Below are 21170 nucleotides of genomic sequence, written 5' to 3' on the forward strand. Positions count from 1 at the left end.
GGAGCTGGCTTGCCCTGCGACCGGCGGGGAACCCGTCGTAAACCCTGACGACTATGCGTGTCTGACAGACCGCATTTACCGATTTTACGACTGCTTCGCAGCCGGTCGCGGGACAAGCCACGCTCCTACAGGTACTGTCGTTCACTTTTTCTTATCCCCCCTCCCGCGCTTTTATTCGTTGGACGCGCAGCCCGGCGCGGTCCAAAAATGCGCCCACACATGACAGGCGTGTTTCAGCGCTGCCAAGGGCACAGTCCCGCGCGTAGACTCAGGCCTTTCCCACGACTTTCATCGACACAGGAGATCACCCCTTGGGCCGCCTGTTATTGAATTGCGACATCGGCGAGAGCTACGGCGCCTGGACCATGGGTCTGGATGCCGAAGTGATGCCGTACATCGATTGCGCCAACATCGCTTGCGGCTTCCATGCCGGCGACCCCAGCGTCATGCGCAAGACCGTTGCCCTGGCCTTGAGCCACGATGTCACCATCGGCGCGCATCCGGCCTATCCCGATCTGGTCGGTTTCGGCCGGCGCTCCATGGCCTGCTCGGCGCAGGAAATCCAGGACCTGTTGCATTACCAGATCGGCGCGCTGGACGGCATCTGCCGCGCCCAGGGCGGCAAGGTCAGTTACGTCAAACCCCACGGCGCGATGTACAACGACATGATGGCCAACCCGGCGCAACTGCGTGCGGTCATCGAGGGCATTGCCCGCTACAACCCCGAGCTGCCGCTGATGCTGCTGGCCATGCGTGACAACAGCGCCGCTCAGGCCATGGCCGACGAGTTCGGTGTGACCCTGTGGTTCGAAGCCTTTGCCGACCGCGCCTACGACAGCGCAGGCCGTCTGGTCTCGCGCAACCTGCCCGGCGCCGTACACCATGAGGCGGACACTATCGTCGCCCAGGCCGTGACCCTGTCCCGTGGCGAAGCGCTGATCGCCAGTGACGGCAGCGAACTGCTGCTCAAGGCCGACACTCTCTGCGTACACGGCGACAACGCCAGTTCCATCGCCGCCGTGCAGCGCATTCGTCAGTCGCTGAGCGAGTCGTCGGCCCCATGAATCCGCGTATCGAAGTCGTCGCGATCGATTGCCTGATGGTGCGCCTGTTCGACGCCATCGACGAAGCCAACATGCCGTGGATGCTGGCGGCCAGTCAGCGGTTGCGTGACGGCTTCGGTGCGCATTTGCGGGATCTGGTGCCGTCCTACACGACGTTGATGGTGCATTACGATTTGTTGGCCGTGAGCCCGCAGCAGGCCCGGGACATCATCGCCCAGGCGCTCGACGGGCTGTCGCCGGATGCGGCGCGCAAGGGACGACAACATGTGCTGCCGGTCTGGTATGACCCGAGCGTCGGTCCGGAACTGAGCCTGTTATCCCGGCGCAGCGGCCTGCCGGTGGACGAAGTGATCCATCGCCACAGCCAGCGCGAATATCAGGTGTTTGCCCTCGGGTTCGCGCCGGGCTTCGCCTTCATGGGGTTGGTAGAGGAAATCCTCGCCGCGCCACGGATCAAGACCCCGCGCAAGCGCGTGGCGGCCGGCAGCGTCGGTATTGCCGAAAGGCAGACCGCCGCCTACCCGCTGGAATCGCCCGGCGGATGGAACATCCTCGGGCGCACACCGGCGCGCCTGTTCGACCGCGACATCGACGGCTACAGCCTGTTGCAACCCGGTGACACGGTGCGCTTTGCCGCCATCGATCACGCTGAATTCATTCGCCTGGGCGGCGACGATACCCCGCTGGAGGCGCTGGCATGAGTGCGTTGACCGTCAAAAGCAGTACCCCGTTGTGCCAGTTGCAGGACGCCGGCCGCTTCGGCGTGCGCCATCTGGGCGTGACCCAGGGCGGCGTGCTGGACTGGGTGTCGATGGCCTGGGCCAACAAACTGCTGAACAACCCGCTGGACGCGGCGGTGATCGAAGTGGTACTCGGCGGCCTGAGCCTGATCGCCGAGACCGATTGCTGCCTGGCCCTGACCGGCGCGGACCTGGGCGCCATGCTCGACGATCGTCCGCTGGTGCCGTGGCGCAGCTTCTTCATCCGCAAGGGCCAGCAACTGCGTTTCAGCCAGCCAGTCTCCGGCGCCCGCGCCTACCTCGCCGCACCCGGCGGATTCGATGCAATCGACGTACTGGGCAGCTGCGCCACGGTCGGGCGGGAAGGGCTGGGCGGTCTGGACGGCAGCGGCAAAGCGTTGCGTGAAGGCGACCGGCTGACCTACTCGGGCCGCTCGTTCCAATTGCATGCGCTGCCTGAACAGCGAATTCCGTCGATCATCGACCCACGCCCGCTCGACGTGGTCATTGGCGCGCAGATCGGCCAGTTCAGCGGCCAGAGCCTGTTCGACGCCTTCAACAGCGACTGGACCCTCGACAGCCGCGCCGACCGCATGGGCATGCGCCTGCTCGGCCCCGAACTGGTTTATCAGGGCCAGCCGATGATTTCCGAAGGCATCCCCCTGGGCGCCATCCAGGTCCCGCCGGACGGCCAGCCCATCGTCCTGCTCAACGACCGCCAGACCATCGGCGGCTACCCCCGCCTCGGCGCCCTGACGCCACTGTCCCTGGCTCGCCTGGCGCAGAAACTGCCGGGTGAGGTGGTGCGGATGAAGGCGGTGGTGCAGGACGTGGCGTATCGGGAGCAGGTGGGGTATTTGCGGGAGTTGGTGGATTAGTTTCTTTGTAGTCTGATTCATACAGCTTGGTCAGAAATGGACTTCGCCAAGCTCAGGTCAACTGAACCGGGGCGCTGCCGCTAAAACTCTCGTGTATATCTGACATGAGGAGCAGTGTATGAATCTCGACTTGATTGTTGATATAAGGCATTCCTATAGGCAAGCGGTGGAGATTGCCTTTGAAAAAGCCAAAAGGAATGGAGGAATAGATGAGCAGACGGCACTGGAGTGTGAAATTATCCTGAGCCGGCCGGAATCAGATTATGTTTATCACGAGACTCGTTTCGATAATACGCTACGGCCCTCTGATGATGGCGGTATGTTTTTTAGATCCATGAATACCTGTGAAATGTACGAGCAGATAAAATTGGATTGGCGCAAGAAGGAAGCCGAACTTCAGGCTGACAGCATTCAGGCCATGTTTAGTGATCTGAAAGGACAGTTGATTGAGCATGAGCCGACCCTTAAGGATAAGGATTTCACTTTTTCAGTCGACGAAAATGGCACCATAACGGCGGCTCCGGGCAAGCACAAACTGGCGCCATGTGAAGAAAAACTGATCTCAAAGTGGTTGAACGAGCACAATGCGTTCAAAAGGTTGGCTAAGGAATATATCTGGTCCTTGGCGGTTTTGGTGAATAGAACCCTGGAAGGGTTTGATGCAGGATATGCCAGGTATTTTCAATCATCGGATTTTAATAAGGCTCATAACCTGGAGCGATCATGAGCCCGTACGGCTATCTAACTATTTTAGCCGAGCAAATGTGCGCCAGTGGAACAGGGCGAACACCGGTGGACTTATTTCCTTGTACGGAAATATGCCAGTGGCCGGTGTTATAGCTGACCTGCCATTTTGTCTTGAAGTCGTAAACTCCTACAAAGGGTTGAGATGTCTTTGTACCCTGGCAGTCATTTAACTTTAAAGTTTCCGCGAGGCCGCCTGATGGTCCAGTTGTCCTTTTGGATATCACGGTAGGGGAGGCGCCCAGATGATCCATTGTCATTGAGAACTCAACGGTCGCCCCTTCAACGGGATGTCCGGTTGAGTCCTGTATCACTGCCACCCACTCGACCTGATGCCTGAATTTGTGAGTGGAGAAGTAAATGGCAAATTGGTCCGCATCTCCGGAGACTCTGGTGTGACTGGTAAAAGGAGCCGATCCAAATTCAACATGAAAACGCTGTCCTGGGGGCAGCACTATCCCGCCGGCTCGAGAAATTCTCATCAAGATTGGCTGTTGAGGTTGTAGCTTTGCGCTGATGTAGCTATCGAACGTAGGTACCGGTTTCCAGTCTCCGTCTATTTTGTATTCGATTTTCCATTGTGAGCCTTTCGTCCCTCTCTGAGCATCGTGAATCATCACTTTCTGCCCGCGCAGGGCAGTAAAGCTGTAGTATTTGACGTCATCATCACTATCCAGCGTACCAATAACGGTATTGAGCTTGTCCGGCAGTTCCACGATCTGTGGATTTACCGCTGGCGCGGATTGGGTTCCAGCATTGACGCTGCCGACATTGATGACTGATATTGCGAATGCCAGTGAGGCACATAGGGTTGTGATATTTCTCATTTCAAAATCCATTTTTTGGGCGAGCGCGCCCGTGCTGTGCTGTCATGCCTCAGCCGAATGGTGCGCTCTGATTTAGTGATTGATGCGTATCTCTAGGTTGATAAATACAGTCAGGGCTATTGCCTACTGACAAAATCGACGTAATCAGCGGTACAGAAAACCGTCAATGGAAAAAATGCAACTGCCGGGGCGACGAGAGAATAATGGCGTTGGTGCACAAAGCTGCAGGTGAGGTATCTGAAGCGGGCTCACTGTCACACGCCCCCCCTGTGGGAGCGAATTCATTCGCGAGACGTCGTTTCAGACGACAGCAATGTGTCGAATGTACGGCCAATCGCGAATGAATTCGCTCCCACAGGGAAAGGGTGTTGAGTTGTCGGGCTATTTCGACAGATAGCGCATCGCTTCTTCTAGCCCGCGCAAGGTCAGTGGGTACATCTGGTCTTCGATCAGGTCGCGGACGATGTTGGTGGAAGTGGTGTAGTTCCAGGCATCCTTGGGATACGGGTTGATCCAGATGATCTTCTTGAACTTGGCCATGAAGCGCTGCATCCAGACATAGCCGGCTTCTTCGTTCCAGTGTTCGACACTGCCGCCGGGCTGGGTGATTTCATAGGGCGCCATGGCGGCGTCGCCGATAAAGATCACTTTGTAATCGGAGCCGTACTTGTGCAGAAGATCCTGCGTTGAAGTGCGTTCCGACGTGCGGCGCAAGTTGTTCTTCCACACCGATTCATAAATGAAGTTGTGGAAGTAGAAATACTCCATGTGCTTGAACTCGGTCTTGCAGGCCGAGAACAGTTCTTCGCAGATTTTTACATGGGCGTCCATCGAGCCGCCGATGTCGAACAGCAGCAACAACTTGACCGTGTTGCGCCGTTCCGGGCGCATCTGAATGTTCAGCAGACCGGCATCGCGGGCGGTGTGGTCGATGGTGCCGTCGATGTCCAGCTCGTCCGCCGCGCCCTGGCGGGCAAACTTGCGCAGGCGGCGCAGGGCAACCTTGATGTTGCGGGTGCCCAGTTCGACCTGATCGTCGAGGTTCTTGAACTCGCGCTGGTCCCAGACCTTGACCGCCTTGCCCTGACGCTTGCCGGCGTCGCCGACGCGGATGCCTTCGGGGTTGTAGCCGCCGGAACCGAACGGGCTGGTGCCGCCGGTGCCGATCCAGCGGTTGCCGCCGGCGTGGCGCTCTTTCTGTTCTTCCAGGCGCTTCTTGAATTCCTCGATCAGCTTGTCGAGGCCGCCGAGGGACTGAATCTGCGCGCGTTCCTCATCGGTCAGCGAGCGCTCGAACTCCTTGCGCAGCCAGTCTTCGGGGATCAGCGCCTGCAGGTGATCGTCGAGTTTTTCCAGACCGTTGAAGTAGGCGCCAAAGGCCCGGTCGAACTTGTCGTAATGACGCTCGTCCTTGACCAGAATCGCCCGCGACAAGTAGTAGAACTCGTCCATGTCGGCGAACGTCACCCGCTGTTTCAGGGCGTTGATCAGGTCGAGCAGCTCACGCACCGACACCGGCACCTTGGCTGCGCGCATTTCATTGAACAGGTTGAGCAACATGGCGAAGGCCTCGAATCAGCGATTGCCGCGACGGCTCATGAAGGCCAGTCGTTCAAGCAACTGCACGTCTTGTTCGTTCTTCACCAACGCGCCGGCCAGCGGCGGAATGGCCTTGGTCGGATCGCGTTCGCGCAATACCGCCTCGCCGATGTTGTCGGCCATTAGCAGCTTGAGCCAGTCCACCAGTTCCGAGGTCGAAGGCTTTTTCTTCAGGCCCGGCACCTTGCGCACGTCGAAGAACACGTCCAGCGCTTCGCTGACCAGATCCTTCTTGATGTCCGGGTAGTGCACGTCGACGATCTGTTGCAGGGTGGTGCGGTCCGGGAAGGCGATGTAATGGAAGAAGCAGCGGCGCAGGAAGGCGTCCGGCAGTTCCTTTTCGTTGTTCGAGGTAATGATGATGATCGGGCGTTTTTTCGCCTTGATCGTTTCGTCGATCTCGTAAACGTAGAACTCCATCTTGTCGAGTTCTTGCAGCAAGTCGTTGGGGAATTCGATGTCGGCCTTGTCGATCTCGTCGATCAGCAGAATCACCCGTTCTTCGGACTCGAAGGCTTCCCAGAGCTTGCCCTTCTTCAGGTAGTTGCGCACGTCGTGGACCTTGTCGACGCCCAGTTGCGAGTCGCGCAGGCGGCTGACCGCGTCGTACTCGTACAGGCCCTGGTGGGCCTTGGTGGTCGACTTGATGTGCCAGGTGATCAGTTTGGCGCCGAAGGATTGCGCCAGTTGCTCGGCGAGCATGGTCTTGCCGGTGCCGGGTTCGCCCTTGACCAGCAGCGGCCGCTCCAGGGTGATGGCGGCATTGACTGCAAGCTTCAGGTCATCGGTGGCGACATAGGCGGAAGTGCCTTCGAACTTCATCGGAAAATCCTCGAACGTGACAGGCGGGCAACGGGCCCGATCGGCAACACAATGCCTGCGACTATAACGCGCAGCCCGCTCGACTGTGAACGCAGACGCTTTATTCAGTCTCTGAATGGGGCGTCACGGTGTGACCGGGTGCTGCCCGAGGTTTTCTGTAGGAGCTGGCTTGTCCTACAGACCACACAGATCCTGTGGGAGGGAGCCCTGCTCGCGAAAGCGGTGTGTCAGGCTACTCAGGAGTATTTGGACGAACGCCTTCGCGAGCAGGGCTCCCTCCCACGGGATCGATGTCAGCCACAAGAGTTGTGGATTGCCGCCAAACCTGTGTCTGTCGGGGCGAGGTTCATGCAACCCTCACTGCGCCTGACTCTTGCCACTGTCATAGCGCGTGTTGAACGCCTGGACGAAGCCGTTGCGCAGGATTTGCAGAAACGCCTGAAACGCGCTGATGTCTTGTTTGTGCACGCTACCGCTGAGTTCAACGCGGGTGGCGAACTGGTTTTTGCGCTGGTTCTTGAGCACCGTCTCGCCGGCGCCGACCATGGCTTCCCAGATCGAGCGGAAGAAGCCCTTGTTCTGGTTTTCCACGTCCTGTTGCCAGTTGAAGATGTCGACGTCGCGCAGCAGCGGTTTGATGTAGCCGCTGAGCTGGCCTTTGTCGGCTTTGGCTTCGATGACGATGTCGCCATTGCCGGCGTTGAAGTCGAACTTGCCGTAGGCCGAGGCGAAGTCGTTCAACTGCTTGAGTTGCAGGTCAGTGGCGCGCAGTTTGAAGTCGAAATTTTCAAAGTTGCTGAACGGGTCGAAAGTCGCGTTGGTTTCCAGCGGCGCATGGCCCAGCAGCAGGGCCTTGCCTTCGAAACGGGCGTCGCGCTTGCCGGCGCTGTCGACCACGTTGGTCAGGTTGTAGACGCTGGCGTTGACGCTGTCCGCCTGGATTTTCACCTCGGGCGTGGAATTGAAGTTGCTGAAGGTGATCTTGCCGTCTTCGACCCGCACTTCGTTGAGGGTGATCGGCAGCAGCTTGTTCAGCTGTGCGCGCCAGTCGGTGCCGGCACCGGTCTGCGACTGCTGTTTGTTGGCGCCGCCGTCGACGAAGTTCAGTTGCGGACGCAGAAACACTACCTGTGCCACCACGGCATGGTCATACCAGAGGGAATGCCAGCTCACCGACAGGTCGATCACCGGCGCCGACAGCAGCGGCACCGGCACCTTGCCCGCGACCTTGACGATGTTCAGGCCGTTGATCTTGTAGGCGCCGCGCCACAGCGCCAGGTCGACATCGGTGACGTGGCCGCGATACTCGCCCATGTCGGCGAGCTTTTCATTGAGGTAATGACGCACGGCGTAAGGCAGCGCGATGTGGACGGCAATCAACAGGGCAACGAGGCCAACGACAGTCCACAGCGGCCAGCTATAGCGACGTTTCATGGCGGTGTTCTCCGGTTCTCTGAATTTGTTGACTGCTGGTGTTGTCATCCGTTCGCAATGACTGGACGCAAATACCGCCCCAGGCTTAGGCTTTCCTCTTTTCCGTAAACCCGCACAACCTGCGCAAGGACCCCCGTCATGAGCCGTATCTACGCTGACAACGCCCATTCCATTGGCAATACGCCACTGGTGCAGATCAACCGCATCGCACCCCGTGGTGTCACCGTGCTGGCGAAGATCGAAGGGCGTAATCCGGGGTATTCGGTGAAATGCCGGATCGGCGCGAACATGATCTGGGATGCCGAAAGCAGCGGTAAGCTCAAGCCGGGCATGACCATCGTCGAGCCGACCTCGGGCAACACCGGGATCGGTCTGGCCTTTGTCGCTGCGGCCCGTGGCTACAAGCTGATGCTGACCATGCCTGCTTCCATGAGCATAGAACGGCGCAAGGTGCTCAAGGCCCTCGGTGCCGAGCTGGTGCTGACCGAGCCGGCCAAAGGCATGAAAGGCGCAATCGCCAAGGCTGAAGAGCTGGTCGCCGGCAACCCCGCGCAGTACTTCATGCCCGGCCAGTTCGACAACCCGGCCAACCCGGCCATCCACGAAAAGACCACCGGCCCGGAAATCTGGAACGACACAGACGGCGCCATCGATGTGCTGGTGGCCGGCGTCGGCACCGGCGGCACCATCACTGGTGTGGCCCGTTACATCAAAAACACCATGGGCAAGCCGATCCAGGCCGTGGCGGTGGAGCCGATGATCTCGCCGATCATCACCCAGGCGCTGGCTGGCGAGGAAATCACCCCCAGCCCGCACAAGATCCAGGGCATCGGCGCCGGTTTCATCCCGAAAAACCTTGATCTGTCGATAGTCGACAAGGTCGAGCTGGTCAGCGACGACGAAGCCAAGGCCATGGCCCTGCGCCTGATGCAGGAAGAGGGGATTCTCTGCGGGATTTCCTGCGGCGCGGCCATGCAGGCGGCGGTGCGTCTGGCCGAGAAGCCGGAAATGCAGGGCAAGACCATCGTCGTGATCCTGCCGGATTCGGGCGAGCGTTACCTGTCGAGCATGCTGTTCAGCGACCTGTTTACTGAACAGGAGCTGACCCAATAGTCGTATGGTCGGGTGTTGCGGCTTTTTACCGGGCGGTCGAACGCTTATGATGGCCGCCATCAAGAATCTGCCGGGTTGTTGCTTCAGGTCATCCGGCAGGGTTCGGCAATGATCGATTCTGCAGGCGCAAGGACTGTCTTGCGCCTCCCTGTAGGAGCTGGCTTGCCCTGCGACCGGCGGGGAACCCGTCGTAAAACCGTACGCACTGGCCGTGTCAGGTACACCGCGTACACAGGTTTTACGACGACTTCGTCGCCGGTCGCAGGGCAAGCCAGCTCCTACATGGGATCGCGGAGCCGTCCACGGTCCTGTCAGTGGTTATTTGCGGCAATGGTTGGATTTCTGCCCGTTTCAAGGAGAGTTGCATGACCCTTTCTTTTGCTGCCAAGGCGGCGATCCTGCTGCTGTTCATCGGCAGCACGCTGTATGTGCACTTGCGTGGAAAGGCGCGTTTGCCGGTGTTGCGCCAATTCGTCAATCATTCGGCGCTGTTCGCCCCCTATAACGCCCTGATGTACATGTTCTCCGCCGTGCCGTCCAAGCCGTATCTGGACCGCAGCAAGTTCCCCGAGCTGGATGTGCTCAAGGACAACTGGGAAGTCATCCGCGACGAAGCCATGCACCTGTTCGACGAGGGCTACATCCGTGCCGCCGCCAAGGACAACGACGCCGGCTTCGGTTCGTTCTTCAAGAAGGGCTGGAAGCGTTTCTACCTGAAGTGGTACGACAAACCGCTGCCGTCGGCGGAAGTGCTGTGCCCGAAAACCGTCGAGCTGGTCAGCCGCATTCCCAATGTGAAGGGTGCGATGTTCGCCCTGTTGCCCGGTGGCAGCCACCTGAACCCGCACCGCGATCCGTTCGCCGGTTCGCTGCGTTATCACCTGGGCCTGTCCACGCCGAACTCCGACGATTGCCGGATCTTCGTCGATGGCAAGGTCTACGCCTGGCGCGACGGTGAAGATGTGATGTTCGACGAAACCTACGTGCACTGGGTGAAGAACGAAACCGACGTGACCCGGGTGATCCTGTTCTGCGACATCGAACGTCCGCTGAGCAACCGCTTCATGACCTCGCTCAACCGGCGCGTCAGCGCGTTCCTCGGTCGCGCCACCGCGCCGCAGAACACCGATGACGAGCGTGTCGGCGGCATCAACCAGGCTTATGCCTTCAGCAAGCGTTTCAGCAATGCCATCAGTGGCAAGGTCAAACAGTTCAAGCGCGCCAACCCAAAGGCCTATCGCATTCTGCGTCCGGTGCTGGCGGTCATCGTGCTGGTCGTTCTGGGCCGCTGGCTGTTCGGCTGATCGCCCCGACTCCATAGCCGTCCGGCTTGCCGGCGTTGGCGTTCTGATGAGCGCTGACGCCGGCAAGTCGGACGGCTACGAGTACCCCCTCTCTCTCAACACCGGCGAATAGCACGTCCATTCAATCCCGCCACCGTCTTGTTCCGCGACCATGCAGACATTGCTGGTGGCCGGGCTAGAGCCTCTGCGCCAGCGGAACTCTGACAAAGGCGGAACCATGGCAAGCCGATTGCCCCTCTTGACCCTGGCACTGGTGGCCTGCTCCTGCGATCTGATGGCGGCGGACTCCAACGAGGAACACGGCTTTCTCGCCGACACCTCGCTGAACGTGCTGGCGCGCAATTTCTATCTCGACAACGACTACCGCACCGGGCATTCCGGGCAGAGCTATCGCCGGGAGTGGGCGCAGGGCTTCATCGCCAACCTGCAGTCGGGGTTCACCCAGGGCACGGTGGGTTTCGGCATCGATGCCCATGCGTTCTACGGCCTCAAGCTGGACAGCGGACGAGGGCGGGCCGGCACCGGTCTGTTGCCGCTGGACGATGACGGCCGGGCCGCCGACGACTACGCCGACGGTGGCGGGGCCGTGAAGTTTCGTGTGTCGAAAACCACGCTGAAATTCGGCGAAATGGAAGTCGAAACCCCGGTGCTGGACACCGGCGACAAGCGCCTGCAACCGGAATACGCCACCGGCTTTTTCCTCGACAGCCGTGAGATCGATGGGCTGAAACTGGTGGCCGGGCATTTCAACGCGTTCAAGAACGAAAACGCCTCCACCGCCAAGGGTGACTTCGACGGCTACGGCGCCAGCACTCGCGGCTCGTCGATCAGCCTGGCAGGGGTGGAAAGCACCGGGGATTCGCCCCTTGGCGGCTCGCTGTACGCCTCGCAACTCACCGACACCTGGCGGCAGTACTACGGCAACGCGCATTACCTGAGCGTGCTGTCGAATAACAGTTCTTTGTTTCTGGACGGCAATCTGTACCGCACGCTGGATGAAGGTAGCGCCAGGGCCGGCGCCATCGACAACACGGCCTACAGCCTGTCGGCCAAATACCGCGTCGGGGCGCAGGGATTTACCCTGGGCTACCAGAAAATCGACGGCGACACGCCCTTCGATTTTGTTGGCGGGGACTCGATCTACCTGGCCAACTCGATCAAATACGCGGATTTCAACGGCGCCCATGAGCAGTCCTGGCAAGCCCGCTATGACCTGAATTTCGCCACGCTGGGCATTCCCGGCCTGACCTTCATGACCCGTTATGTGCGCGGCAGCGGGATCGACGGCACCCATGCCCCGCAGGGCGCGGTGTATCAGCCGTTCGACGCCGACAGCGGACGCTTCCAGCCGATCCAGGGCAAGGGCGGGCGCCACTGGGAACGCGATATCGACGTGAAATACGTGGTGCAGTCGGGGCCGGCGAAAAATCTGTCGCTGAATGTGTCCCACGTCTCGCACCGCGGCAACGACGCCCAGGGCGGCGACGATATCGACCGTTTGTACCTGGTGGTCGAGTACCCGTTGAATCTGCTGGATTGAGCCGAATCCTCTGTGCTGCAAATGACCTGTGGGAGGGAGCCCTGCTCGCGAAAGCGGTGGGTCAATCGACACAGCATTGTCTGACCTGACGCCATCGCGAGCAGAGCTCCCTCCCACAGGATGTGTGGTGTTTGAGGGATCACATTTCCAACGCGACGATGTCGGCCACGTGTACATCGGCTGAATCTGCTGGATTGAGTTGAATCATCTGCGTTGCATATGACCTGTGGGAGGGAGCCCTGCTCGCGAAAGCGGTGGGTCAGTCACCACGGCAGTGTCTGGTCTGACGTATTCGCGAGCAGGGCTCCCTCCCACGGGATGCGGGGTGGGCTGCAAAACGATATTGCACAACCCTGCACAGGCTGGTTATAGTCGGCCCCGTTGCTGCAACACGTTGCAACAATCACCCCTTTCATGAAAAGGCGCAGACAATGCCCGCATTCACCTCACCATTCGCGTTCAAGGCTGCAGCTTCTGCTGTCGCTGATGCGTGTGGGTGCATGCAAGTCGCCTTTATCACGCACTACCCACCACCTTCCCCTGTGAGCAGCCCGGTCGTGTGCGTTGTCGCACCGCCAGCCGTGGTTGTGTTCGGCTGATCGCGCGCTTTTCTGCGCTGTCGATCCACGCCTGACCACCCCAACAAAACGTTTGTGAATCCGGTTTCGTGCCGGGTCCGATTTTGTCTGAATCACAGGTGACACATGTTTTCCAACAAAGCGTTGGCCTCACTGGCTTCAACCACTCTGTTCGTCCTGCTCTGGAGCAGCGGCGCAATCGTTTCCAAGTGGGGTCTGGCCCATGCCTCGCCGTTTGCCTTTCTGTTCTTCCGCTTTCTGCTGGCGCTGATCGGCCTGGGTGTGCTGATCCCGACCCTCGGTTACAAGTTGCCCGCCACCCGGCAGTCGATGCTCTACGCGATTGCCACCGGCGCGGTCCTGCTGGGGGCCTATCAGATCTGCTACCTGCTGGCGCTGGACATGCACGTCGCGCCCGGCGTCATGGCCACGATCATGGGCGTGCAGCCGATCCTCACGGCCGTGCTGGTCGAGCGCAGCCGCTCGTTCTCACGGATGTTCGGTCTGAGTCTGGGCCTCGTCGGGCTGGTGCTGGTGGTGTTTCAGGGCATCGGTGACGGCGGCTCGCTGGCCGGCATGCTGTTCGGTGTGCTCGGCATGCTGGCGATGACCGGCGGTTCGATCATGCAGAAGCGCATCACCGACAACCCACTGGGCACGCTGCCGGTGCAGTACTTTGCCGGCGCGCTGGTGTGTGCGGTGTTCGTGCCGTTCCAGCCGTTTCACTTCGAGCACAGCATCGGCTTCTATGTGCCGGTGCTGTACATGGGGCTGGTGGTGTCGGTGCTGGCGACGTTCCTGCTGTACCGGTTGATCGCCCAGGGCAACCTGGTCAATGTCACCAGCCTGTTCTATCTGGTGCCGGCGGTGACGGCGATCATGGACTACCTGATCTTCGGTAACCGCCTGGCGCTGTTGAGCCTGCTGGGCATGGCGCTGATCGTGATCGGGCTGGGGTTTGTGTTTCGCAAGGTGAAATGACCGAAGCGACACACTGACTTCCGCTCGAACACCGACCGTGGGAGGGAGCCCTGCTCGCGAATGCGTCAGGTCAGACACTGCGACAGTGATTGACCGGATGCTTTCGCGAGCAGGGCTCCCTCCCACGGGTATGACGGTGTGGCTTACAGCACAAACCGCATCACCAGCCCATTGAGGTCCACCGCCAGGCGCGACAGTTCCTGACTGGCGGCGGAGGTCTGGGTGGCGCCGGCGGCGGTCTGGGTCGACAGGTCGCGGATGTTGACCAGGCTGCGGTCCACTTCGCGGGCAACCAGCGACTGCTGTTCGGCGGCACTGGCGATCACCAGATTGCGCTGGTTGATCTGCGAGATGGCAGCAGTGATCTTCTCCAGCGCCTGCCCGGCACTGCTGGCCCGTTGCAGGGTCTGTTCAGCCTGGCTGGCGCTGTTCTGCATGGCGCCGACCGTGTCCTGAGTGCCGCTCTGGATGCTGCTGATCATCTGCTCGATTTCCTGGGTCGAGTCCTGCGTGCGCTGGGCCAGCGAACGCACCTCGTCGGCGACCACGGCAAAACCGCGTCCGGCCTCACCGGCACGGGCCGCTTCGATGGCCGCGTTGAGCGCCAGCAGGTTGGTCTGTCCGGCGATGCCGCGAATCACTTCCAGCACCTTGCTGATGTCCTGCGCCTGAGTCGCCAGGCCCTGAGCCTGGGTCGAGGCGTTCATCACTTCGCCGACCAACCCCTGAATCGATTCGATGGTTTCCGTGACCTGACGATGACCATGCTGACTGTCGGCATCCGAGGCTTTCGATGCTTCCGAGGTCGACACCGCGTTGCTCGCCACCTCGTCCACTGCCGTACTCATCTGCGTCACCGCCGTGGCGGCCAGTTCGATTTCGTCGTTCTGTGCCTGCAAGCTGCGGGTGCTCTGTTCCATCACCGAGCTCATTTCTTCCGCTGCCGAGGCCAGTTGCTGCGACGACTCGCTGATGCCGCGGATAGTCGAGCGCAGGTTTTGCTGCATCGCCGACAGCGCTTCGAGCAACTGCGCCGGTTCGTCGCGACCCTCATGGACGATAGGCCGGGTCAGATCGCCGGCGGCAATGGTCTGCGCCACGCCGAGGGCCTGACGGATCGGTCGCACGATGCTGCGGGTCAACGCCAGCGCCAGCAGCAGGGTGATGATCAGCGACACGACAATGGTCGCGATCACGATCAGTTGCGTGCGTTCGTACAGCGCTGCTGCATCCTTGGCCGCCGCGTCGGCGCCTTTCTGGCTGAAACCGATCAAGGCTCGCAGATGGCTGTCGAGTCGGCTGCCCTCGGGCGCCAGTTGCTCGCTCAGTACGGTGTAGGCTTGGGTAGCCTCGCCAGCGTTGATGGCGGCGATGACGCGGTCGAGGATGCTCAGGTAATTCTGTACCGAGCCTTCCAGATGGCTCAGCAACTGGCCTTCTTCGGGGCTGGCGATCTGGCTCCTGTAGGTGCTCAGCTGCGTCAGCAGGCGTTCGCGACTGTCGCGGATCACCTGTTTGCTGCTGCTTTGCACACCGGCTTCAGGGATGGCGATCAGGCGCAGGGCTTCCATGCGTATCGCGGTGACCCGGTCGGCCATGGCGTGGGTGTCTTCGATGTGTGGCATCCAGGTCTCTTCGATGACTTCGGCGCTGGACCGCAACACGGTCATCTGGGCCAGGCAGAACAGCCCGACGACCGCCAGTATCACGCCGACCAGGCCGAAACCCAAGCTTGCTCTGCTACCAATCCGCATGTTTCTGATCAAGATAAATCGCTCCTTGCTGCTGTTTTTTCAGGGTCATCCAGGGCCTTCTTGTTGTTGTCGGGGGCTGGCAGGAATGGGTTGTATATCAAATAGCTATCATTGGGGAATGTTCTGACTGTGACCGGTTGTAAGCGTTCCGGTGCTGATGGCAATCCGCTGCTAAGCTCGGGCACAGTACAGTGTCGAGATATTTCAATGCCCTCTTCATGGCCTGCTGCTCCCATTGCCCGACTGGTTCTCGACGGTTTCGACGACTATCGCGCCTGCTTCAAGCAGATCGCCGACGGTGCTCGCCAGCGTTTCGAGCAGGCGCAGTGGCAACAGGCCCAGTCGGCTTCGACGGCGCGGATTGCCCTGTACGAGGAAAAGGTCGGAGCGGCGACGCGGCGGCTACGTGAAGGCTTCGAGGCCGACATCCTGCTCGATCCCGGACGCTGGCCGGCGGTGAAGGGCGCTTACATCGCGCTGATCGATCCCCGACTGGATGACGAGTTGGCGGAGACCTGGTTTAACTCGATTTTCTGCAGCCTGTTCAGCCACGACCTGATCAGCGACACCTGCATGTTCATTCACACCACCCGGCCGGCGCGACGTGAAGGGCAGCGCGCCGCGCAAACCCGGCTGTACCGACCCCACGGCGATCTGCCGGCGATGCTGGCGCAGGTGTTCGGCGATTACCGTTTTGAGGTGGCCTATGCCGATCTGCCCGGTGATCTGCAGCGCATGGAAAAACGTCTGCGCGACAGCCTGCCGGATTGGGTGTGCAAGGACTCGGCGCTGACCGTGGAGCTGTTTTCATCGGTGCTGTATCGCAACAAGGGCGCCTATCTGGTCGGGCGCATCCACACGCTGGATGAGCAATGGCCGCTGGTGATTGCGTTGGTACACCGCGAAGGGCAGGGCGTGGGCATCGATGCGCTGATCACTGATGAGGCCGAGGTGTCGATCATCTTTTCCTTCACCCGCTCGTATTTCATGGTCGATGTGCCGGTGCCGGCGGAGTTCGTCGATTTCCTCAAAAGCATTCTGCCGGGCAAGCACATCGCCGAGCTGTATACGTCCATCGGCTTCTACAAGCACGGCAAGTCCGAGTTCTACCGGGCGCTGATCGGTCATCTGGCCGAACGCGACGACCTGTTCGTCATGGCGCCCGGTGTGCGCGGCATGGTCATGAGCGTGTTCACCCTGCCGGGCTTCAACACGGTGTTCAAGGTGATCAAGGACCGCTTCTCGCCGTCGAAAAACGTCGACCGCGCCACGGTGATCGAGAAATACCGCCTGGTGAAAAACGTCGACCGGGTCGGGCGCATGGCCGACACCCAGGAATTCGCCGACTTTCGCTTTCCCGTGGCGAGGTTCGACCGGCAGTGTCTGGACGAACTGCTGGAAGTGGCGCCTTCAACCGTGGTGCTGGAAGGGGACACGGTGCTGATCCGCCACTGCTGGACCGAGCGGCGGATGATCCCGCTCAACCTGTATCTGGAAAACGCCAGTGAAGCCCAGGTGCTCGAAGCGCTGGAGGATTACGGGCTGGCGATCAAGCAACTGGCGGCGGCCAACATCTTTCCCGGCGACATGTTGCTGAAGAACTTCGGCGTCACCCGCCATGGCCGGGTGGTGTTCTACGACTATGACGAGATCTGCTGGCTGACCGAGGTCAACTTCAGGCGCATCCCCGAACCGCGCACCCCGGAGGATGAGATGGCCTCGGAGCCGTGGTATTCGATCGGCCCGCAAGATGTGTTTCCCGAAGAGTTCGCGCCCTTTCTGTTCGCCGACATGGGCCAGCGCCGGTTGTTCAGCCGCCTGCACGGCGAGTTGTACGAGGCCGATTACTGGAAAGGGCTGCAGGAGGCGATCCGCGCGGGCAAGGTGATCGATGTGTTTCCGTATCGGCGGCAGAAAAGCCAGACTCTGTAGGAGCGCGCTTGGTCTGGGCCGCATCCGGACGATTGCGCGCTCTGTAGGCTCCCACGGTCAGTGTAGGGGCTGGCTTGTCCTGCGACCGGCTGCGAAGCAGTCGTAAATTCGGTGTACGCGGTATGGCAGGTAGACCGCGTGTGCAGGTTTTACGACGGGTTCCCCGCCGGTCGCAGGGCAAGCCAGCTCCTACAAGGGGATCGTGTTGAATCAGCTAAGGCTTACATGCCGACTCAACAACGCCCGCAACGCCGCCGGTTTCACCGGTTTGGCCAGGTACTCCAGCCCCGCCGCATGCACCTGCGCCACCAGTTCGGGGCGGCCGTCGGCGCTGATCAGCACGCCAGGCACCGGCTCGCCCAGTTGCGTGCGCAGCCACGCCATCAGTTCGGTGCCGGTTTCGCCATGGTCGAGGTGGTAATCCACCAGCGCCAGATGCGGACGGATGCCGTCGTTGAGCAGGGTCTGACACTCCTCGCGATTGCGCGCGGTCCACACCTGACAACCCCAGCGGCTGAGCAGGCTGTTCATGCCGATCAGGATGCTGTCTTCGTTGTCGATGCACAGCACCTGCGTGCCGTTGAGCGCGGTCTTGCGCGGTTCACTGGTGACGGCGTGCGGCACGGCCTGGGGCTGGGCCAGCGGCACACGCACACTGAACACGCTGCCTTTTCCCGGCCACGAACGCACTTCCAGGCTGTGCCCGAGTACGCGGCACAGGCCGTCGGCAATCGCCAGGCCCAGGCCCAGGCCTTTTTCGGCGCGGGTCTGGTGGCTGTCCAGACGCTTGAACTCCTCGAAAATCACCTGCCGCTTGTCCTCGGGAATGCCCGGCCCACGGTCCCAGACTTCCAGGCTCAGATAACCGCGCTTGCGCCGCACACCCAGCAGAATCGGGCCTTTGGCGTAACGGAAGGCGTTGGTCAGGAAGTTCTGCAGCACCCGGCGCAACAGCTTGGCGTCGCTGGCGATGCGCAACGAGCTGCCGCGCACACGGAAGCTCAAGCCCTGTTCCTGGGCCAGCGCCTTGAACTCGGCGCCGAGGGTGTCGAACAGATTGTTCAGCGGGAACGGCACGATGGTCGGGGTGAACTTGCCGTTTTCCAGGCGCGAAATGTCCAGCAAGTCGCTGATCAGGTCTTCGGCCGAACGCAGCGAACTGTCCAGGTGCTGGATCAGTTGTTTCGCCTCGTCCGGCACGTTGTCATCGGTGTGCAGCAGCGCGGCAGAGAACAGCCGCGCGGCGTTCATCGGCTGCATCAGGTCGTGGCTGACGGCGGCGAGGAAGCGGGTTTTCGACTGGTTGGCGGCTTCGGCGTGGGCCTTGGCCTCGGTCAGCGCCACGTTCAGTTGCGACAGCTCGCGGGTGCGCTCGGCGACGCGCTGCTCCAGACTTTCGTTGACGCCCTTGAGCGCCTGTTCCGCCTCACGGAACGCGGTGATGTCGGTGAAACTCATGACGAAACCGCCGCCCGGCATCGGATTGCCGATCAGTTCGATCACCCGGCCATTGGGAAACAGCCGCTCGGAGGTGTGGGCACGGCCCTGACGCATCCAGTGCAGACGCCGCGCTACGTGCACCTCCGCCTCGCCGGGGCCGAGCAGTCCGCGTTCGGCGTTGTAACGGATGATGTCGGCAATCGGCCGGCCGACGCTGATCAGGCCGTCCGGGTAATTGAACAGCTCCAGATAACGGTCGTTCCAGGCCACCAGGCGCAACGACTGGTCGACGACGCTGATGCCTTGGGTGATGTTCTCGATGGCGCCTTGTAGCAGGGCGCGGTTGAACTGCAACACCTCGGAGGCTTCGTCGGCGATGCGCACCACGTCTTCGAGCTGCATGTCGCGGCCTTCGATGGCGGCTTTCACCACCGCGCGGGTCGACGAGGTGCCGAGTACACCGGCCAGCAGGCGTTCGGTGTGGGCGATCCATTCGCCGTTGGCGTTCTGGTTGGGGTTGAAGCCCTTGCCCTGACGGTAGGCGAAGCGGATGAAGCTCTGCTGCGCGCGCTCTTCACCGACAAAACGGGCGGACAGCTTGAGCAGGTCTTCGATCTGTACCGCCAGCAGCGAACGGCTGTTGGGCCGTGCCTGCAACTCCTGACCGATGAAACGCCCGGCCTGCCAGTGCTCGGACACCCGCGTGCGCGACAGCAGCGAGACCCAGGCGAACAGAATGAAGTTGCCCGCCATCGACAGCACCACGCCCTGAGTCAGCGGGGTGATCGGCAGGTTGAACGGATTGCTGTGCAGCCACGCCAGCAGCGGGAAACTGCTCAGCGACCAGCCCATGCTGTGGGCAGCCAGCGGCAGGACCAGGGTGTAGAACCAGATGAACACCCCGGCGGCAAGGCCGGCGAACACGCCACGGCGGTTGGCCGGCTTCCAGTACAGCGCGCCGATCATCGCCGGCATCAACTGGGTGATGGCGGCGAAGGCGATCTGGCCGATGGTCGCCAGGCTGGCGGTGGAGCCGAGCAGGCGGTAGCTGACGTAGGCAAGAAGCAGAATGACCACGATACTGACCCGGCGCACCGAGAGCATCCAGTAGCGGAATACTTCGAATGGCCGCTCGGCGGTTTTGCGCCGCAGCAGCCACGGCAGCAGCATGTCGTTGGAGACCATGGTCGACAGCGCCACGCTGGCAACGATGACCATGCCGGTGGCCGCCGACGCACCACCGATGAATGCCAGCATCGCCAGCGCCGGGTGGGCGTGGGCCAGCGGCACGCTGATGACGAACGAGTCAGGCAGCACCGAGGCCGGCAGCAGCATTTGCCCGGCGAGGGCAATCGGCACCACGAACAGACCGGCCAGCAGCAAGTAGGTCGGAAACACCCATTTGGCCAGACGCAAATCCTGTGGCTCGATGTTTTCCACCACGGTGACGTGGAACTGCCGTGGCAGGCAGACAATCGCCATCATCGCCACGCCGGTCTGCACCACCAGCGACGGCCAGTTCACCGTTTCCTGCCAGTACATTTCCAGACGCGGTGCGAGCATGGCCTGGTTGAACAGGTCATCGACGCCGTCGTACAGGCCGAAGGTGACGAACGCGCCGACCGCCATGAAGGCGAACAGCTTGACCAGCGCCTCGAAGGCAATCGCCAGCACCATGCCACGGTGGTGCTCGGTGGCGTCGAGGTTGCGCGTGCCGAACACGATGGTGAACAGCGCCAGCACCAGCGACACCACCAGCGCGGTGTCCTGGGCGCGGGTGCCGGTGGCGTCGGCGCCGGCACCGATCAGGATGTTCACGCCGAGCACGATGCCTTTCAATTGCAGGGCGATGTAGGGCAGCACACCGATCAGGCAGATCAGCGCGACCACCACGGCGAGGGTCTGCGACTTGCCGTAGCGGGCAGCGATGAAGTCGGCGATGGAGGTGATGTTTTCCTGCTTGCTGATCAGCACCATCTTCTGCAGCACCCAGGGCGCCAGCAGCAACAGCAGGATCGGCCCCAGATAGATCGGCAAAAACGACCACAACTGCTCGGCCGCCTGGCCCACCGCGCCGAAAAACGTCCAACTGGTGCAATACACCGCCAGCGACAGGCTGTACACCCAGGCCCGCAACCGGGGCGGCAGGGCGCCACGACGACGGTCGCCGTAGAAGGCGATGGCGAACATGATGGCCATATAGGCCAGGGCGACGGCAGCGATCAGACCGCTGGACAGCGACATGGGAACTCCGGATTCAAGCAGGTGACGATTTCGCCGACGATCCATCGCCGGTCAGACAGTCTGGCACGACCAGTGACGTTCGTCTGTCTCGACCAAGGTCGCAGCGGCGGGGTGTCGCAGCGCAGAGCTGCACGCAACTCCACCTGTAGGAGCTGGCTTGCCCTGCGACCGGCTGC

General features: G+C 61.2%; 15 protein-coding genes. 9 read left to right on the plus strand and 6 right to left on the minus strand.

The features are described 5' to 3' along the window. The first annotated feature begins 311 nt into the window (after positions 1 to 311). From ACIPL0_RS13020 to ACIPL0_RS13035, 4 genes are all read left to right on the plus strand, one after another. A complete protein-coding gene (locus ACIPL0_RS13020; RefSeq protein WP_400597049.1) occupies positions 312 to 1064 on the plus strand; it encodes a 5-oxoprolinase subunit PxpA in 753 nt (250 codons plus the stop codon). Continuing rightward, positions 1061 to 1765, plus strand: a complete 705-nt coding sequence (locus ACIPL0_RS13025) for an allophanate hydrolase subunit 1 (RefSeq protein WP_400597050.1) — start codon at positions 1061 to 1063, stop codon at positions 1763 to 1765. Before ACIPL0_RS13020 ends, ACIPL0_RS13025 begins: the two co-directional genes overlap by 4 nt. Further along, positions 1762 to 2682, plus strand: coding sequence for a biotin-dependent carboxyltransferase family protein (locus ACIPL0_RS13030; protein ID WP_400597051.1), 921 nt, complete (start codon positions 1762 to 1764; stop codon positions 2680 to 2682). Before ACIPL0_RS13025 ends, ACIPL0_RS13030 begins: the two co-directional genes overlap by 4 nt. 118 nt (positions 2683 to 2800) lie before the next feature. Next, positions 2801 to 3409 (plus strand): hypothetical protein, encoded by a 609-nt coding sequence (locus tag ACIPL0_RS13035; RefSeq protein WP_400597052.1) that lies wholly within the window; start codon positions 2801 to 2803, stop codon positions 3407 to 3409. A 10-nt stretch (positions 3410 to 3419) separates the two neighbouring features. Here ACIPL0_RS13035 and ACIPL0_RS13040 read toward each other — a convergent pair whose 3' ends face one another. From ACIPL0_RS13040 to ACIPL0_RS13055, 4 genes are all read right to left on the minus strand, one after another. Further along, on the minus strand, positions 3420 to 4253 hold the full coding sequence (locus ACIPL0_RS13040) for a hypothetical protein (protein ID WP_400597053.1): 834 nt from the start codon (positions 4251 to 4253) through the stop codon (positions 3420 to 3422). 381 nt (positions 4254 to 4634) lie between these two features. Continuing rightward, complete coding sequence (locus ACIPL0_RS13045; protein ID WP_400597055.1) at positions 4635 to 5813, minus strand: VWA domain-containing protein; 1179 nt, start codon at positions 5811 to 5813, stop codon at positions 4635 to 4637. Positions 5814 to 5828: 15 nt separating this feature from the next. After that, positions 5829 to 6674, minus strand: coding sequence for an AAA family ATPase (locus ACIPL0_RS13050; protein WP_400597056.1), 846 nt, complete (start codon positions 6672 to 6674; stop codon positions 5829 to 5831). A 357-nt stretch (positions 6675 to 7031) separates the two neighbouring features. After that, entirely contained in the window at positions 7032 to 8108 is a 1077-nt protein-coding gene (locus ACIPL0_RS13055) for a DUF748 domain-containing protein (RefSeq protein WP_400597057.1), read from the minus strand. 138 nt (positions 8109 to 8246) lie between these two features. Between ACIPL0_RS13055 and cysK the strand changes: the two genes are divergently transcribed. The 4 genes from cysK (at position 8247) to ACIPL0_RS13075 (ending at position 13624) form a co-directional block, all read left to right on the plus strand. Then, entirely contained in the window at positions 8247 to 9221 is a 975-nt protein-coding gene (gene cysK, locus ACIPL0_RS13060; RefSeq protein WP_400597058.1) for a cysteine synthase A, read from the plus strand. Between the two features lie 365 nt (positions 9222 to 9586). Next, positions 9587 to 10525 carry an aspartyl/asparaginyl beta-hydroxylase domain-containing protein gene (locus ACIPL0_RS13065; RefSeq protein WP_400597059.1) on the plus strand — a complete coding sequence of 313 codons (939 nt, stop codon included), beginning with the start codon at positions 9587 to 9589 and terminating at the stop codon, positions 10523 to 10525. A gap of 217 nt (positions 10526 to 10742) precedes the next feature. Then, a complete protein-coding gene (locus tag ACIPL0_RS13070; RefSeq protein WP_400597060.1) occupies positions 10743 to 12065 on the plus strand; it encodes an OprD family porin in 1323 nt (440 codons plus the stop codon). Between the two features lie 704 nt (positions 12066 to 12769). Beyond that, positions 12770 to 13624 carry a DMT family transporter gene (locus ACIPL0_RS13075; protein ID WP_400597061.1) on the plus strand — a complete coding sequence of 285 codons (855 nt, stop codon included), beginning with the start codon at positions 12770 to 12772 and terminating at the stop codon, positions 13622 to 13624. 143 nt (positions 13625 to 13767) lie between these two features. Here the strand turns inward: ACIPL0_RS13075 and ACIPL0_RS13080 are convergent, their stop codons facing one another. After that, on the minus strand, positions 13768 to 15393 hold the full coding sequence (locus tag ACIPL0_RS13080; RefSeq protein WP_400597139.1) for a methyl-accepting chemotaxis protein: 1626 nt from the start codon (positions 15391 to 15393) through the stop codon (positions 13768 to 13770). A gap of 192 nt (positions 15394 to 15585) precedes the next feature. Here ACIPL0_RS13080 and aceK point away from each other — a divergent pair, with 192 nt between their 5' ends. After that, entirely contained in the window at positions 15586 to 17310 is a 1725-nt protein-coding gene (gene aceK, locus ACIPL0_RS13085; protein WP_400597062.1) for a bifunctional isocitrate dehydrogenase kinase/phosphatase, read from the plus strand. 210 nt (positions 17311 to 17520) lie between these two features. Here the strand turns inward: aceK and ACIPL0_RS13090 are convergent, their stop codons facing one another. After that, the gene (locus ACIPL0_RS13090; RefSeq protein ID WP_400597064.1) at positions 17521 to 20994 is read right to left on the minus strand and encodes a NahK/ErcS family hybrid sensor histidine kinase/response regulator; all 3474 of its coding nucleotides are present in this window, start codon (positions 20992 to 20994) and stop codon (positions 17521 to 17523) included. Positions 20995 to 21170: the final 176 nt, after the last annotated feature.

The sequence above is a fragment of the Pseudomonas sp. NPDC090208 genome (genome assembly GCF_044746785.1).
Classification (GTDB): domain Bacteria; phylum Pseudomonadota; class Gammaproteobacteria; order Pseudomonadales; family Pseudomonadaceae; genus Aquipseudomonas.